Below are 15,553 nucleotides of genomic sequence, written 5' to 3' on the forward strand. Positions count from 1 at the left end.
GGCTGCATGTACAGGGGTTGCGGTATGCTGAGTGCCGCCCGGCAGCTCCCGGCCGCCAGCGGGGTCCTCTACCTCCATGGCTTCAACAGCGGCAGCGGTTCGCCCAAGGCGGCGCTAATGCGCCAGGCCTGCGCTTGGCTCGGTCTGCCCTGCGCAACCCCACAGATGCCCCATCGCCCGATGGCGGCCCTGGCGCTTGCCGAGGCGCAGCTGGCTCGGCTGGGACCTCGGCCGCTGGTGGCGGGGAGCTCCATGGGCGGCTTCCTGGCGACGGTGATCGCCGAACGCCATGATCTGGTGGGCGCGCTGGTCAATCCGGCCGTGGCCCCGGCCCGGCTGGTGGCAGACTGGCTCGGTGAGCGTTTCGAGAATGCCTATACCGGCGAGCGCTTCGCCATCGAGGCAGCGCACCTCGAGGAGCTCGAGACGCTGACCCCGGAGCGGGTCACGCCCGAGCACTACTTGTTGCTGCTGGGGACCGCCGACGAGACCCTGGATCCGGCCGAGGCCTTCGCCCTGTACCGTGGTGCCAGGACCGTCCTGCACCCGCAGGGGGATCACGGCTTCGCGGCGCTGGCCAACTACCTGCCTGCGATTCTCGCCCATGGCGGCCATCGTCTGGCGCCAGGGTGGTCCGGCAGCGAATCCCCCGGAACCGAGAGCGCCGGCATCCCGGGCGACACGAATGATCGCAACCAGTTGGGTGATGCATGACGCAATACAGTGCCAGCTCCATCGAGGTCCTCTCCGGCCTCGAGCCGGTGCGCAAACGCCCCGGCATGTATACCGACACCTCGCGGCCTAACCATATGGTCCAGGAGGTCATCGACAACAGCGTTGACGAGGCACTGGCCGGCCATGCCGGGGAAGTCAGCGTGCGACTGTTCGAGGACGGCGGCGTCGAGGTATCCGACGATGGCCGTGGCATGCCCATCGACATCCATCCGGAACACGGCGTCTCCGGCGTCGAGCTGATCATGACTCGGCTTCACGCCGGCGGGAAGTTCTCCCAGTCGAGCTACCGCTTCTCCGGCGGTTTGCACGGCGTGGGGGTCTCGGTGGTCAATGCGCTCTCGAAGCGCCTGGAGATCGAGGTGCTGCGCGATGGCAGCCGCCATGGCATGGCCTTCGAGCACGGCGACAAGGCGTCTCCCCTGCAGGTGATCGGCAGTGCCCCCAAGCGTGCCCGCGGTACGGTGGTGCGCTTCTGGCCCGAGGAGAGTTACTTCGATAGCCCCCGGCTCTCCCTCTCAAGGCTAAAGCACCTGATGCGCGCCAAGGCGGTGCTCTGCCCGGGCCTCAAGGTCACCCTGGTCGAGCCCGACGGCAACGAGAGCGTCTGGCAGTACGCGGATGGCCTGCGTGACTACCTGGCCCAGGCCACTGACGGCTATGAGGTGTTGCCGGCCTCGCCCTTCATCGGTCACTTTGCCGACGACGAGCACGGCGTGGACTGGGCGATCCAGTGGCTCCCCGAGGGCGGCGAGCCGCTGTTGGAGAGTTACGTCAACCTGATCCCCACGACTCAGGGGGGCACCCACGTCAACGGCCTGCGGGCCGGCCTGCTCGAGGCCCTGCGCGAGTTCTGTGAATACCGCGGCCTGCTGCCACGGGGGGTCAAGCTCACCGCCGAGGACCTCTGGGAGCGGGTCTCGTACGTGCTCTCGGTGAAGATGCTCGACCCGCAATTTGCCGGCCAGACCAAGGAGCGACTCTCCTCGCGCACTGTGGCCGGCTTCGTCTCCGGGGTGGTCAAGGATGCCTTTTCGCTGTGGCTCAACCACCACGTCGACCAGGCCGAGGCCCTGGCCGAGCTGGTGATCAATGCCGCTCAGCGCCGCCAGAAGAGCTCCAAGAAGGTGGCGCGCAAGAAGGTCACCTCGGGTCCGGCGCTGCCCGGCAAGCTGGCCGACTGCTCGGGTCAGGACCCGGCAGGCAGTGAGCTCTTTCTGGTCGAAGGCGACAGCGCCGGTGGCAGTGCCAAGCAGGCACGCAACCGCGAGACCCAGGCGATCCTGCCGCTGCGCGGCAAGATCCTCAATACCTGGGAGGTGGAGTCCCACGACATCTACGGCTCCCAGGAGGTTCACGACATCGCCGTGGCCGTGGGCATGGACCCAGGCAGCGATAACCTCTCCAAGCTGCGCTACCACAAGATCTGCATCCTCGCCGATGCCGACTCCGACGGCCTGCATATCGCCACGCTGCTGTGCGCGCTCTTCGTGCGTCACTTCCCGGCGCTGGTGGATGCCGGCCACGTCTACGTGGCCATGCCGCCGCTCTACCGCATCGACCTGGGCAAGGAGGTGCACTATGCCCTGGACGAGAGCGAGAAGGCGGCCATCCTGCGCAAGCTCGAGGGCAAGCGCGGCACGGTCAACGTCCAGCGCTTCAAGGGCCTGGGCGAGATGAGCCCGCTGCAGCTGCGCGAGACCACCATGGCGGTGGAGACCCGCCGCCTGGTGCAGCTCACCCGCGAGGTCGGCGACGGCACCATGGAGATGATGGACATGCTGCTGGCCAAGAAGCGTGCCGGCGATCGCAAGAGCTGGCTGGAAGACTACGGCAACCTCGCAGACATAGAGGTCTGATCCCCTTATGACCATGGATATCCAGGTGGCGGAGGGCGACGTCGAGCGCCTCTCGCTGCGCGAGTACACCGAGAAGGCGTACCTCGACTACTCGATGTACGTCATCCTCGACCGGGCGCTGCCGCATATCGGCGACGGCATGAAGCCGGTACAGCGGCGCATCGTCTACGCCATGCGCGAGCTGGCGCTCGGTGCCAACGCCAAGTACAAGAAGTCGGCGCGTACCGTCGGCGACGTGCTGGGCAAGTTCCACCCCCACGGCGACAGCGCCTGCTACGAGGCCATGGTGCTGATGGCCCAGCCCTTCAGCTACCGCTATCCGCTGGTGGATGGTCAGGGCAACTGGGGCAGCCCCGATGACCCCAAGTCCTTCGCCGCCATGCGCTACACCGAGGCACGGTTGTCGAAGTTCGCCGAGGTGCTGCTCGCCGAGCTCGGCCAGGGCACCGTGGACTGGACCCCCAACTTCGACGGCACCATGAACGAGCCGGTGGTATTGCCGGCGCGCCTGCCCCACGTGCTGCTCAACGGCGGCACCGGTATTGCCGTGGGTATGGCCACCGATATCCCGCCCCACAACGTGGGCGAGGTGGTCGAGGCGACCTGTCATCTGCTGCGCGATCCCCATGCCACCACGACCGACCTGCTCGCTCACATGCCGGCGCCGGACTTCCCCACCGAGGCGGAGATCATCACCCCGCGCAGCGACCTGCGAAAGCTCTACGAGAGCGGTCGCGGCTCGGTGAAGCTGCGGGGCCGCTACGTGCGCGAGGAGGGCAACGTGGTGGTCACTGCGCTGCCCTACCAGGTGAGCGGGGCCAAGGTGCTCGAGCAGATCGCCGCCCAGATGCAGGCCAAGAAGCTGCCCATGGTCGCCGACCTGCGCGACGAATCGACCCACGAGGAACCCACGCGGCTGGTGATCGAGCCGCGCTCCAACCGCGTCGACATCGAGGCGCTGATGGCGCACCTCTTCGCCACCACCGACCTCGAGAAGAACATCCGCGTCAACATGAACGTGATCGGGCTGGACGGCCGCCCGCGCGTCATGGCATTGCCCGACCTGCTCGGCGAGTGGCTGCGCTTCCGCCGCGCCACGGTGCGCCGGCGCCTCGAGCACCGCCTGGGCAAGGTCGAGGATCGCCTGCATATCCTCGAGGGCCTGCTGGCCGCCTACCTCAACATCGACGAGGTGATCCGCATCATCCGCGAGGAGGACGAACCCAAGGCCGCGCTGATGGCGGCCTTCGGGCTCTCCGACCGACAGGCCGAGGCGATCCTCGAGCTGCGCCTGCGTCACCTGGCCAAGCTCGAGGAGATGAAGATCCGCGGCGAGCAGGATGAGCTCGAGGCCGAGCGGGAATCGCTCCAGGCGCTGCTGGGCAGCGAAGCCAAGCTCACCGACCTGATCGAGGACGAGCTGCGCGCCGCCGCCGAGGCGCATGGCGATGATCGTCGCTCGCCGCTGGTCGAGCGTGAGGAGGCCCGGGCGCTCTCCGAGGTGGAGCTGGTCGGCGCCGACCCGGTCACCGTGGTGCTCTCCGAGAAGGGCTGGATCCGCAGCGCCAAGGGCCACGAGATCGATCCCGCCGGGCTCTCCTACAAGGCCGGCGATCGTTTCCACCTCGCGGTACGGGGCAAGACCAACCAGCCGCTGGTGCTGCTGGATGACACCGGACGGGCCTACACGCTGTCGGCCCATAATCTGCCCAGCGCCCGAGGGCAGGGCGAGCCGGTCACCGGCCGGGTCAACGTGGCGGCTGGGGCCCATATGGCGGGGCTGATGCTGGCGCCGTCGGAGAGGCGCTTCCTGCTGGCCTCCGACGGCGGCTACGGTTTCCTGGCCCGGCTCGAGGAACTGGTGGGCAAGAACAAGTCGGGCAAGGCGATCCTCAGCGTGCCCAAGGGCTGTAACGTGCTGCCGCCGCTGGAAGTGCCGGCCGAGGAGGGCGCCTGGGTGGCGGCGGTCTCCAACGAGGGGCGGCTGCTGGTCTTCCCGCTCGAACAGCTGCCCGAGATGGCCAAGGGCAAGGGCATCAAGATGCTCGATATCCCTGGTGCCCGGGCCACACGCCGCGAGGAGTTCGTGCGCGACCTGGTGGTGCTTCCCGCTGGCGCGGCGTTGGTGGTGCATGCCGGCAAGCGTCACCTGACCCTCAAGGCCGGCGACCTGGACTACTATCGGGGCGAGCGCGGCCGGCGCGGCAGCAAGCTGCCCCGCGGTCTGCAGAAAGTGGATCGGCTGGAAGCACTGAACGCCAACGCCTGACAAGGCGATACAGCGGCGCCGGATAAGCCGCGATTACCCGGTATTTCTTGAGGCAACCATGACACGACGAGTACTCATCCGCGCCACCGGGGTGGCGCGCCCCGGCCAGCTGGCCGGCCTCGGCAAGGCGCTGGCGACCAGCGGCGCCCGGCTGCTGGACATCAACCAGAGCGTGACCTTCGGTATCCTCTCCCTGGAAGCCCTGGTGGGGCTTCCCCGGGAGAGCGACCTGGAGGGCGCACTGGCCACGACGGGAGACACCCTGGGCCTGGATGTCCAGGCGATCCAGGTTAGCGCCGAGGACTACCAGCGCTGGAGCGTGCAGGCGAGCCAGCCGCGGTTGATCCTGACCCTGCTGGCGCCCCATCTGCCGGCAGGGATTCTCGCCGAGGTGGGGGCGCTGACCGCCGAACACGGCCTGACCGTGGAGCTGATTCATCGCCTCTCCGGTCGTGAACCGCTGGACGGCGGCATGCCCGAGCACGGCGCCTGCGTGGAGTGCTGGCTGCGCGGTGAGGAGGTCGACCTCGACGCCCTGCGCGAGAAGGCCCTGGCGCTGGGTGCCATGCACGGCGTGGATATCGCCCTCCAGGAGGACTCCATCTGGCGCCGGCATCGCCGCCTGGTCTGCTTCGACATGGATTCCACCCTGATCCAGGCCGAGGTGATCGACGAGCTGGCCCGCCGCCACGGCGTGGGTGACGAAGTCGCCGAGGTCACCGAGCGGGCCATGCGCGGCGAGCTCGATTTCCAGCAGAGCTTTCGCGAGCGCATGCGCAAGCTCCGTGGGCTGGACGAGTCGGTGCTCGCCGAGATCGCCGAGTCGCTGCCGCTGATGGATGGCCTCGAGCGGCTGATGCGCCACCTCAAGCGGCTGGGATACCGCACGGCGATCCTCTCCGGCGGCTTCACCTACTTCGCCCGCCACCTGCAGGACCGGCTCGGCTTCGATGAGGTGCACGCCAACGAACTGCTGATCGAGGACGGCAAGGTCACGGGCGAGGTGCGCGAGCCGATTCTCGACGCCGATCGCAAGGCCGAACTGCTGCGTGAGATCGCCGCCCGCGAGGGGCTGGCCATGGAGCAGACCATCGCCGTGGGGGACGGCGCCAATGACCTCAAGATGCTGGCCGCGGCCGGACTCGGCATCGCCTTCCGGGCCAAGCCGATGGTGCGGGCCCAGGCGCGCCAGTCGATCTCCACGCTGGGGCTCGATGCCGTGCTCTACCTGATCGGCTACCGCCACGGCGATCTGGAGGAAGGCTAGTCGTGAGCACGAGCTTCGAGACCTGGCGCGACCGCTTCGAGCGGCTGCGCGCCCACAAGGCGTTCGAGCTGACGGTGATTGCCATCATCGTGGTTTCTGCGCTGTTGATCGGGGCCAAGACCTACGAGGAGACCACGCGCTTCCAGCAGTGGCTGCTGGCCATGGACGTGGCGGTGACGGTCTTCTTCCTGGTGGAAATCCTCATCCGCATGGCGGCGGAGAAGCGGCTGCGCGACTTCTTTCGCAAGGGCTGGAACGTCTTCGACTTCCTGATCGTCACCGCCAGCCTGATCCCGCTGGACGACTCGGAGATGGTGCTGCTGGCGCGGCTGCTGCGCATCTTCCGGGTGCTGCGTCTGGTCTCGATGATCCCCGAACTGCGCATGCTGATGGGCGCGCTGATCAAGTCGATCCCGCGCATGGGCTACGTGGTGTTGCTGATGTTCATCATCTTCTACATCTACGCCGCCCTTGGCAGCTTCCTGTTCGCCGAGGTGGACGAGTTCCTGTGGGGCAATATCTCGACGGCCATGCTGACCCTGTTCCGGGTGGCCACCTTCGAGGACTGGACCGATGTCATGTACGCCACTCAGGAGCTCTATGCCTGGAGCTGGGTCTACTACCTGAGCTTCATCTTCCTTACCGCCTTCATCTTTCTCAACATGATGATCGGCATCGTGCTCGACGTGATGCAGAAAGAGAGCATCCAGATGGAGATCGAGAGCGGGGAGGGCGAGGCGGCCGAGCTGCATGGCCTGCGCCACGATGTGCGTCAGCTTCGTGATCAGCTCGACCGCATGGAGGCGGCGCTGGTGGCCGGGCGCGGCGACATCAAAGTTGACAGAAGCGATGAAGACTGATTCTCTAGAGGCATGAACATGACATTTTGCTTCCCCGTTCTCGATCTACGACTACTACTAGCCTGCCGCTGAATGCGACGGGTGACGTTTCGCGTCATCGTCGCCTGGCCAGCCCGCAAGCCGCTAGTACTAAGATTAGGTTGAAACGAGGTCGCAAGATGTTTACCACACGCAGTACCTGCCCCATGACAATTGCCGCTGTCGCCACTCCTTCAGTATGCTCTCGAGCATATTCCACGGTGAGTATCGACAGTGCAGACTCGAACGATGCCCCGCCCGCCTTTCGGCCGGCGGGGCGTTGTCGTTTCTGAAGGCCGCCGTACACCAGGGAGAACGCCACCATGATGCTCGACAACCCCGCCACCAAGTACCGCCCATTCGTGGCCGTCGACCTGCCCGACCGCCAGTGGCCCAATCGCCGCCTCGAGACGCCGCCGCAGTGGTGCAGCGTCGACCTGCGCGACGGCAACCAGGCACTGATCGACCCCATGGACCAGGAGCGCAAGCAGCGCCTCTTCGACCTGCTGGTCAAGATCGGCTTCAAGCAGATCGAGGTGGGCTTCCCCTCGGCGTCCCAGACCGACTTCGACTTCGTTCGCACCCTCATCGAGCAGGACAAGGTGCCCGATGATGTGTCGATCCAGGTGCTGACCCAGGCTCGGCCCCATCTGATCGATCGCACCTTCGAGGCGCTGAAGGGGGCAAAGAATGCCATCGTGCATGTCTACAATGCCACCGACCCGGTCTTCCGCCGCGTGGTCTTTCATGTCAGCAAGGAGGAGTGCATTCAGATCGCCGTGGATGCCACCACTCAGATTCGCCGCCGCATGGAGGAAGCCCCCGAGACCCACTGGACCTTCCAGTACTCGCCGGAGCTGTTCTCCACCACCGAGATGGATTTCGCCGTGGAGATCGTCGAGGCGGTGGCGGGGGTCTACCGGCCGACCGTCGACACACCGATGATCGTCAACCTGCCGGCCACGGTGGAGGTTGCCACGCCCAACAATTACGCCGACCAGATCGAGTGGTTCTGTCGTAACGTCGCCAACCGCGAGAGCCTGATCGTCAGCTTGCATCCTCACAATGATCGCGGTACCGGCGTTGCCGCCGCGGAGCTGGGCTTGATGGCTGGCGGTGACCGTGTCGAGGGCACGCTGTTCGGCAACGGCGAGCGGACCGGCAATGTCGATATCGTGACGCTGGCCATGAACCTCTACACCCAGGGCGTCCATCCCGGGCTCGACTTCTCCAATATCACGCCGATCATGCGCGAAGTGGAGCACTGCAACCAGTTGCCGGTCCACCCCCGACATCCCTATGTCGGCGACCTGGTGTTCACGGCCTTTTCCGGCTCCCACCAGGACGCCATCAAGAAGGGCATGGCTGAGCGGCGCGGCGATCCGGATGCCATCTGGGGGGTCCCCTATCTGCCCATCGACCCGCTGGATGTCGGCCGCAGCTACGAGGCGGTGATCCGCGTCAACAGTCAGTCCGGCAAGGGAGGGGTCTCCTACCTGCTGGAGCAGGAGTACGGCATCGAACTGCCTCGCCGGCTCTCCATGGAGTTCAGTCAGGTGGTGCAGGAGGTGGCCGATCGCCTGGGACGCGAGATAACCTCGCACATGATCTACCAGGCCTTCGTGGACGAGTACCTGGCTAAGGACTCGCCCTTCAGTCTGGTCGGCCATCGTCTCTCCTCCGAGCCCGACAGCCCCAAGGTGAACCTCGAGGCGACCATCGAGGAGGACGGCGAGCGCCGCGTGGTATCCGGTCAAGGCAACGGGCCTTTGGCGGCCTTTATCAAGGCGCTGGCCGCGGCCGGCCACGACGTGGAGATCATCGACTACCACGAGCACGCACGCGGCCAGGGCGCCGATGCCGAGGCGATCGCCTACGTGGAGGTGCGCGCGGGCAACGAGGCGGTGTTCGGGGTCGGAACCGACGAGAGCATCACCAGTGCCTCCATGAAGGCGGTGATGAGTGCCCTCAACCGCCACCTTTCCACCCGGGCCCCGGCGCCCAATGTGACCGCCGATAGCCTTGCGGTTGCCAAATAGCCTAATCGTGGATTATCCGGTAGGCCCGGTAAGCGACAGCGCACCGGGCATCCCCGCCGGATGCGCCTTCGGCTTATCCGGCCTACCTGGTGGCCATGATGGCTACAGCGGTGTCTTGCTCGCCTCGCCGGGAATCTCCCTCACCAGCCTCGGCATCAGGAAGCCCGGCAGCACCTCTCGCAGGCCCGCGACCAGTTTGCGGGCCTCCTCGTCCACCACGTCGAAGTGCGCCGCCCCGGCCACCGGGTCGAGGACATGGAGGTAGTAGGGCAGGATGCCCGCCTCGAATAGCCGCTCGGAGAGCGTGCAGAGAGTGCCCACGTCATCGTTGACCCCGCGCAGCAACACACTCTGGTTGAGCAGGGTCACACCGGCAGCGCTCAGCCTGCGGCACGCTGCCATGACGGCCTCGTCGATCTCGTTGGCATGGTTGATGTGCAGCACCATCACCTTCTGCAGGCGGGTGGCGCCGAGCCATCCCAGCAGGGCGTCATCGATGCGATCGGGGATCACCACCGGCAGCCGGGTATGGATGCGCAGGCGCTTGAGGTGAGAAATTCCTTCCAGCCGCTCGACCAGCCAGGCCAGCTGGCGGTCGCTGGCGGCCAGGGGGTCGCCCCCGGAGAGGATGGCCTCGTGGAGCGAGGGGTCGCCGCGCAGATAATCGAGGGTGGACTCCCACTGGGCTCGCGAGGGGGCGTTCTCCTCGTAGGGGAAGTGGCGGCGAAAGCAGTAGCGGCAGTTCACCGCGCAGGCGGGGCTCGCGATCAGCAGTACCCGCCCGGCATACTTGTGGATCAGCCCCGGGGCGGGGGCGTGCTCGACCTCGGCGAGCGGGTCGGCGACATAGCCGGCCATCGTTACTGCTTCCTCGGCCAGGGGCAGCACCTGGCGCAGCAGGGGGTCGGACGGGTCGCCGGGGCGGATGCGTGCCAGGTAGGCCTCGGGCACACGCACCTCGAAGAGCGCATGGCCCGCTTCGGCACCGGGCCACCAGGCCTCGTCGAGCCCCAGACGGCGACACAGCTCGCGGGGGTCGCGGATCGCCCTGGCCAGCTGGGTTTGCCAGCGGGCCTGGATGGGCAGTGGCTGAGGCTGGGTCTCCCGGTCGGGGCGCTGCAAAAGGGCGCTGCTTCGGGTTATCATGCGCGACACCAGTCAATGCGAACGGGGACGAGAGCCCCGTCGAACTTCATCTGCTTACGCGCGCCCCCGGCCAGTGCCGGTGGCGCGCTCGAATATGGATAAGTCATCATGGCCAACTATTCTACCAACGAATTCAAGGGCGGGCTGAAGGTGATGCTGGACGGTGACCCGTGCAGCATCGTCGAGAATGAACTGGTCAAGCCCGGCAAGGGGCAGGCCTTCAACCGCGTCAAGCTGCGCAACCTGATGACCGGCCGCGTCTGGGAGCGCACCTTCAAGTCCGGCGACTCCCTGGAGGCCGCCGACGTCCTCGAGCTAGAAATGGAGTACCTCTACACCGATGGTGACATGTGGTATTTCATGAAGACCGATGGCTCCTTCGAGCAGTATGCCGTGGAGAAGAAGGCCCTGGGGGATACCGAGAAGTGGCTCAAGGAGCAGGTTCCCTACACCGTGACGCTGTGGAACGATAACGTGATCAACGTCAGCCCGCCGAACTTCATCGAGCTGCAAGTGACCGAGACCGATCCGGGCCTCAAGGGTGACACTGCCCAGGGGGGCTCCAAGCCGGCCGTCCTTTCTTCCGGCGCGGTAGTCAAGGTCCCCTTGTTCATCGAGGAGGGCGAAGTTCTCAAGGTGGATACGCGCACCGGCGAGTACGTCAGCCGGGCCTAGTCGACGGATGGAGGTAGACTGGCAGCCGACCGCCGATATCGCGACACTACGCGAGCGTGCCCGGCTGCTGGCGAGAGTGCGCGCCTTCTTCTCCGACCGGGGGGTACTGGAGGTGGATACCCCGGTGCTGGGCCACGGCGGCAGCACCGAGATGCACCTGGCATCGCTCTTCGCAGAAGCGACCACCCCGGCCGGGCACGAGCGGCTCTGGCTGCAGACCTCCCCGGAGTTCCACATGAAGCGGCTGCTGGCTGCCGGTAGCGGGCCGATCTTCCAGCTGGCCAGGAGCTTTCGCGACGGTGAGGTGGGCCGACGCCACAACCTCGAGTTCACCATGCTGGAGTGGTATCGCCCCGGGCTGGGGCTTGATGCGCTGATCGAGGAGACCGCTGCCCTGGTCAACACCGTGCTGGGCCAGGAACTGGGGGATAAGCCGGGCCCGCCGCAGCGACGCCGCTACCGCGAGCTGTTCCGCCAGACTCTGGCCATCGACCCCTTCACGTTACCTCTCGATGCCCTGCGACGCCTGGCCGGGCAGCGGGGTGGCCTGGATATGACCGACAGTGACCGTGACGCATGCCTCGATCTGTTGATGAGCCTCGAAATCGAGCCCCATCTCGGGCGAGATGGCCTCGAGGTGGTGGTGGACTATCCGGCCAGTCAGGCCGCCCTGGCGCGTCACCATCGCGACCCCGAGGACGGCGCCCGGGTGGCGTCGCGCTTCGAGCTCTATTTCGAGGGGCTGGAACTGGCCAACGGCTACGACGAGCTCACCGACGCCGACGAACAGGCCGCGCGTTTCGAGCAGGACAACGCCGACCGCCGTGCCGCGCGCCTGCCCGAGGTCGATGTGGATGCGCGCCTGTTGGCTGCTCTGGTTCACGGCATGCCAGAAGGCAGCGGCGTGGCGCTGGGCCTCGACCGGCTTATCCAGCTGGCGCTGGGCAAGCAGAGCGTGGCGGAGGTCATGGCCTTTGCCACGCCCCGTTGTTAGAAGCACCCCAGCGACTGTCCCATCTGTACCTTGGCACCGGGCTCGAGAGCATCGGCGAAAGTGACCGGCTCGGCGAAGGCCATCACTACCGTGGAGCCTAGCTTGAAGCGCCCCATCTCCTCGCCCTTTTCCAGCCGTATCGGCGTATCGAAGCGGATCCGCTGCACGCCCCCTCGGGGCAGGGGGGTGATCTGGCCCGCCCAGACCGTCTCGATGGCGGCGACGATCATCGCCCCTACCAGCACCACCACCATGGGGCCCTGCTCGGTATCGAAGTGACATACCAGCCGCTCGTTGCGAGCGAAGAGGTTGGGGACATGCTGGGTAGTGGCGGCATTGACCGAAAACAGCCGGCCCGGTACGTAGACCATCTCTCTCAGGGTGCCGCCTAGCGGCATATGGACCCGGTGGTAGTCACTCGGAGAGAGATAGATGGTGGCAAAGCTACCGCCGAGGTAGCGGCGGGCCGCCTCGCCGTCGCCACCGAGCAGCTCCATCAGCGAGAAGCGGTGGTCCTTGGCCTGGAGCAGCTGTCCGGCCTCGATGGCGCCGAATTGTGAAAGTGTTCCGTCGGCGGGAGAGGCCAGGCCCTCGCCGATGGGGCGGGCGTCTTCCTCCAGGGCGCGGGTAAAGAAGTCGTTGAAGGTGGCATAGGCCGTCGGGTCGGGCTCGATGGCTTCTTCCATGTCGACCTTGAACTGCTGGATGAAGGTCTTGATCAGGGCGTTCTTCAGCCAAGGGAGTCGGCAGTCGGCGAGCCCTCCCACCAGTCGCGAGAGCAGGTGGTGGGGAATGGGGTACTGGATCAGGGAAAACAGCTTGGCGGGGGTCACGAAGGCGTCGTTCCTCAAAGGGGCGGTGGGAGGACAAACAAGTAGGGAAGAAGGAGGAAGGAAGAGGAGAACCTGGCCCTTCCAGGTGCGAAGCACCGATCTTCCCTCTTCAATCGGCGTAGCCGCGTCTTCCCGCTTACGGCTTTTCTATCGGCGTATCCTCGCGGTTGCCCCACTCCTTCCAGGAGCCGGCATAGCCGCGGATCTTCTCGAAGCCCAGCGCCTTGCCCACCAGCCAGGTGAAGCCGCTGCGGTGGTGGCTCTGGCAGTGGGTGACCACCTCCATGTCCGGGGTCAGGCCCAGCGCCTCGAGTTCGGTAATCAGCTCCGCATAGTCGCGGATCCGCAGGTCGTCTTCCCGATCCATGGCGTCGGTCCACTCCATGTTCACCGCGCCGGGAATGTGGCCGAGGCGTGCGTTGTCGCCCTTCTCGCCGCGGTACTCCTCGGGAGAGCGGGCATCCCAGATCGCGAATCCCTTCTCGTCCAGGCGCTCCTGGAGTTCGAGGCGATCGATGGCGACCTCGGGATGCAGAATCTCTGCCTCGTAGTCGCTGGGCCTGGGAGCCTGGGTTTCGGTGGAAACGGGCTGGCCGGCCGCCCGCCAGGCATGGATGCCGCCGTTGAGATAGGAGTAGCGGGTGTGGCCGATCAGTTCCAGGGTCCAGAGCAGGCGCCCCGCCCAGCCGCCACCCTCGTCATCGTAGGCGACCACATGGGTGTCGCGGGTCAGGCCGAGCGACGAGAACAGCCGGGAGAGCGCCTCGACCGTGGGCACGTCGTTGGACATGCAGTTACCGGCCGAATCCTCGCCGCGCATCAGCAGGCGATGATCCAGGAAGACGGCGCCGGGGACGTGTCCCTCGCCATAGCTCTCGGCCCTGAGCGGCACGTCGATGATCAGCAGCGACGGCTCGTCCAGGTGGTCGGCGAGCTGCTCGGGCTCGATGATCAGGGGGAGCAGATTGTCTTCGGAACTCATGGTGCACTCTCCTTAAATTCGGCCCCTTGATTCAGGCTCCTCGATTCACGTTTCCCCGAGGCTCTCGAGGATGCGTCGGTAGCTGGCAAAGCGTTCGGGGTGGATGTCGCCACGCTCCACGGCGGCGAGCAGGGCGCAACCCGGCTCATGGCGATGGCGACAGTCGCGAAAGCGGCAGTGGCCCAGGAGGTCTCGGAACTCGACGAAGCCCTCGGCGACCTCCTGCTCGTTCAGGTGGCCCAGGCCGAACTCGCGGATTCCCGGCGAGTCGATCAATTCACCGCCACTGGCCTCGGCGTCCGAGCCGGGATTCGGCAGGGCGTAGAGGCGCGCGGTGGTGGTGGTATGGGTGCCCTTGCGCGAATCCTTCGACAGCGCCCCGATACGAAGTTCCTCGTCCGGCAGCAGGCGGTCGATCAGCGAGGACTTGCCCACGCCGCTCTGGCCCACGAAGACCGAGGTGCGCCCGGCCAGCCGAGCTTGCAGGGCCGAGAGGCCCTCCGCTCGTTCGGTGGTGGTGGTGACCACCGGGTAGCCCAGCGCTTCGTAGCGCGCCAGCAGATCGCGCAGTTCGCCGCCATGCTGTGGAAGCAGGTCGATCTTGTTGAGCACCAGCACCGGGGCGATGCCGGTGGCCTCGGCGGCCACCAGGTAACGGTCGATCAGGTTGGCATGGGGTGCCGGTTCCACCGCGAAGACGATCAGGATCTGGTCGATGTTGGCGGCCACCGGCTTGAGCTGGCCGCGCGGGTCGGGGCGCTCCAGAACGCTGTCGCGCTCGCCCCGCGCCACCACCACGCCGTCATTGGCGTCGTGGGCGGCGCGCCAGATCACCCGGTCGCCGGTTACCAGCCCCTCGAGGTTGGCGCGCAGGTGGCAACGCACGGCCTTGCCGCCCTGCTCGGGACGCACATCCAGGGTGCGGCCGAAGTGAGCAATGACTCGGCCGCCCTGTTCGGGGCCGTACTCGCCCGCGGCCAGCTTCTCGCCATCCCGGGAGTCGCGCCGGTCGGCACGCCGGGCGCGTTCGGCCTGGACCTTGTCGATGCGCCAGCGCTGCTGGCGGCTCAAATTGCGTTTGCTCATGGGGGCCTGAAGCTCGCTACAATGGAGCTCATTGTACTCACCCAAGGTGGTCGCTGTCGTCAGCGGGCATCATGCGAGGAACCCCCATGGCAGAAGACACTTCGTCCGCGACCTCTAATACCCAGGACCCGCGCCAGAACCGCCTGGTATGGATCGACCTGGAAATGACCGGTCTCGATCCGAACCGTGAGCGGATCATCGAGGTGGCGACCCTGGTCACCGACAGCGAGCTCAATGTCGTTGCCGAGGGGCCGGTGATCGCGGTGCAGCAGTCCGGTGCTCTTCTCGAGGCGATGGACGACTGGAACACCAGGACCCATGGCGCCTCCGGCCTGGTCAAGCGGGTCAAGGATAGCCTGGTCGATACCGCCGAGGCCGAGCGGCTTACACTGGCCTTTCTCAAGGAGCATGTCGCGCCCGGCACCTCGCCCATGTGCGGCAACAGCATTCACCAGGATCGTCGCTTCCTGGAGCGGGAGATGCCCGAGCTGCTGGCCTTCTTCCACTACCGCAACCTGGATGTCTCGACCCTGAAGGAGCTGGCCAAGCGCTGGAACCCGGGAGCGCTGGTCGGTTTCCAGAAGCGCAACGTTCATCTCGCCATGGACGACATCAAGGAGTCCATCGCCGAGCTGGCGCACTATCGTGGCACTTTCCTGCGCCTGGCGGACGACGAAACTGACGAGGAGGAATAGCCCGGCTGCGCCGGGAGCTATAAGCGGTGTAACTTTAATCTCGTAGGCCCGAGAAGCCGAAGGCGCATCGGGCGGTTGTGCGACGGCGCCTGGTGCGC

General features: G+C 66.3%; 13 protein-coding genes. 9 read left to right on the plus strand and 4 right to left on the minus strand.

Translation table 11 applies throughout. The features are described 5' to 3' along the window. The first annotated feature begins 24 nt into the window (after nucleotides 1-24). The 6 genes from HALO32_RS07175 to leuA all read left to right on the plus strand — a co-directional run bounded on the left by HALO32_RS07175 (nucleotide 25) and on the right by leuA (nucleotide 9,044). Nucleotides 25-714 (plus strand): YqiA/YcfP family alpha/beta fold hydrolase, encoded by a 690-nt coding sequence (locus HALO32_RS07175; protein WP_151443074.1) that lies wholly within the window; start codon nucleotides 25-27, stop codon nucleotides 712-714. After that, nucleotides 711-2,591, plus strand: coding sequence for a DNA topoisomerase IV subunit B (gene parE / locus HALO32_RS07180; RefSeq protein ID WP_151443075.1), 1,881 nt, complete (start codon nucleotides 711-713; stop codon nucleotides 2,589-2,591). The genes HALO32_RS07175 and parE overlap by 4 nt, the downstream gene beginning before the upstream one ends. Before the next feature lie 7 nt (nucleotides 2,592-2,598). After that, nucleotides 2,599-4,860 (plus strand): DNA topoisomerase IV subunit A, encoded by a 2,262-nt coding sequence (gene parC / locus HALO32_RS07185; RefSeq protein WP_151443076.1) that lies wholly within the window; start codon nucleotides 2,599-2,601, stop codon nucleotides 4,858-4,860. Between the two features lie 58 nt (nucleotides 4,861-4,918). Further along, nucleotides 4,919-6,127: a phosphoserine phosphatase SerB gene (gene serB, locus HALO32_RS07190; protein ID WP_151443077.1), complete on the plus strand. Its 1,209-nt coding sequence runs from the start codon at nucleotides 4,919-4,921 to the stop codon at nucleotides 6,125-6,127. Between the two features lie 2 nt (nucleotides 6,128-6,129). Next, nucleotides 6,130-6,987 (plus strand): ion transporter, encoded by an 858-nt coding sequence (locus HALO32_RS07195; RefSeq protein ID WP_151443078.1) that lies wholly within the window; start codon nucleotides 6,130-6,132, stop codon nucleotides 6,985-6,987. A 341-nt stretch (nucleotides 6,988-7,328) separates the two neighbouring features. Then, nucleotides 7,329-9,044 carry a 2-isopropylmalate synthase gene (leuA, locus tag HALO32_RS07200; protein WP_151443079.1) on the plus strand — a complete coding sequence of 572 codons (1,716 nt, stop codon included), beginning with the start codon at nucleotides 7,329-7,331 and terminating at the stop codon, nucleotides 9,042-9,044. A 102-nt stretch (nucleotides 9,045-9,146) separates the two neighbouring features. On the opposite strand, the gene epmB is transcribed toward leuA, so the two are convergent. After that, on the minus strand, nucleotides 9,147-10,190 hold the full coding sequence (epmB, locus tag HALO32_RS07205) for an EF-P beta-lysylation protein EpmB (protein WP_151443080.1): 1,044 nt from the start codon (nucleotides 10,188-10,190) through the stop codon (nucleotides 9,147-9,149). Between the two features lie 108 nt (nucleotides 10,191-10,298). Here epmB and efp point away from each other — a divergent pair, with 108 nt between their 5' ends. After that, nucleotides 10,299-10,865 (plus strand): elongation factor P, encoded by a 567-nt coding sequence (gene efp / locus HALO32_RS07210; protein WP_151443081.1) that lies wholly within the window; start codon nucleotides 10,299-10,301, stop codon nucleotides 10,863-10,865. Nucleotides 10,866-10,872: 7 nt separating this feature from the next. After that, nucleotides 10,873-11,859, plus strand: a complete 987-nt coding sequence (gene epmA, locus HALO32_RS07215) for an EF-P lysine aminoacylase EpmA (RefSeq protein WP_151443082.1) — start codon at nucleotides 10,873-10,875, stop codon at nucleotides 11,857-11,859. On the opposite strand, the gene asd is transcribed toward epmA, so the two are convergent. The 3 genes from asd to rsgA all read right to left on the minus strand — a co-directional run bounded on the left by asd (nucleotide 11,856) and on the right by rsgA (nucleotide 14,760). Continuing rightward, nucleotides 11,856-12,692 (minus strand): archaetidylserine decarboxylase, encoded by an 837-nt coding sequence (gene asd / locus HALO32_RS07220; protein ID WP_151443083.1) that lies wholly within the window; start codon nucleotides 12,690-12,692, stop codon nucleotides 11,856-11,858. The genes epmA and asd overlap by 4 nt on opposite strands. Before the next feature lie 136 nt (nucleotides 12,693-12,828). Next, the gene (locus HALO32_RS07225) at nucleotides 12,829-13,674 is read right to left on the minus strand and encodes a sulfurtransferase (protein WP_151443084.1); all 846 of its coding nucleotides are present in this window, start codon (nucleotides 13,672-13,674) and stop codon (nucleotides 12,829-12,831) included. 45 nt (nucleotides 13,675-13,719) lie between these two features. After that, nucleotides 13,720-14,760 carry a small ribosomal subunit biogenesis GTPase RsgA gene (rsgA, locus tag HALO32_RS07230; protein ID WP_151443085.1) on the minus strand — a complete coding sequence of 347 codons (1,041 nt, stop codon included), beginning with the start codon at nucleotides 14,758-14,760 and terminating at the stop codon, nucleotides 13,720-13,722. A gap of 86 nt (nucleotides 14,761-14,846) precedes the next feature. Between rsgA and orn the strand changes: the two genes are divergently transcribed. Further along, complete coding sequence (orn, locus tag HALO32_RS07235; RefSeq protein ID WP_151443086.1) at nucleotides 14,847-15,455, plus strand: oligoribonuclease; 609 nt, start codon at nucleotides 14,847-14,849, stop codon at nucleotides 15,453-15,455. Nucleotides 15,456-15,553: the final 98 nt, after the last annotated feature.

The sequence above is a fragment of the Halomonas lysinitropha genome, from assembly GCF_902500215.1.
Lineage (GTDB): Bacteria > Pseudomonadota > Gammaproteobacteria > Pseudomonadales > Halomonadaceae > Halomonas > Halomonas lysinitropha.

What these genes read in the sequence shown, in the direction of transcription:
- HALO32_RS07175 (WP_151443074.1), top strand. Translation starts at nt 25, where the DNA reads ATGCTGAGTGCCGCCCGGCAGCTCCCGGCCGCCAGCGGGGTCCTCTAC.
- efp (WP_151443081.1), top strand. Translation starts at nt 10,299, where the DNA reads ATGGCCAACTATTCTACCAACGAATTCAAGGGCGGGCTGAAGGTGATG.
- epmB (WP_151443080.1), bottom strand. Translation starts at nt 10,190, where the DNA reads ATGATAACCCGAAGCAGCGCCCTTTTGCAGCGCCCCGACCGGGAGACC.
- rsgA (WP_151443085.1), bottom strand. Translation starts at nt 14,760, where the DNA reads ATGAGCAAACGCAATTTGAGCCGCCAGCAGCGCTGGCGCATCGACAAG.
- serB (WP_151443077.1), top strand. Translation starts at nt 4,919, where the DNA reads ATGACACGACGAGTACTCATCCGCGCCACCGGGGTGGCGCGCCCCGGC.
- parC (WP_151443076.1), top strand. Translation starts at nt 2,599, where the DNA reads ATGACCATGGATATCCAGGTGGCGGAGGGCGACGTCGAGCGCCTCTCG.
- orn (WP_151443086.1), top strand. Translation starts at nt 14,847, where the DNA reads ATGGCAGAAGACACTTCGTCCGCGACCTCTAATACCCAGGACCCGCGC.
- HALO32_RS07225 (WP_151443084.1), bottom strand. Translation starts at nt 13,674, where the DNA reads ATGAGTTCCGAAGACAATCTGCTCCCCCTGATCATCGAGCCCGAGCAG.
- leuA (WP_151443079.1), top strand. Translation starts at nt 7,329, where the DNA reads ATGATGCTCGACAACCCCGCCACCAAGTACCGCCCATTCGTGGCCGTC.
- parE (WP_151443075.1), top strand. Translation starts at nt 711, where the DNA reads ATGACGCAATACAGTGCCAGCTCCATCGAGGTCCTCTCCGGCCTCGAG.
- epmA (WP_151443082.1), top strand. Translation starts at nt 10,873, where the DNA reads ATGGAGGTAGACTGGCAGCCGACCGCCGATATCGCGACACTACGCGAG.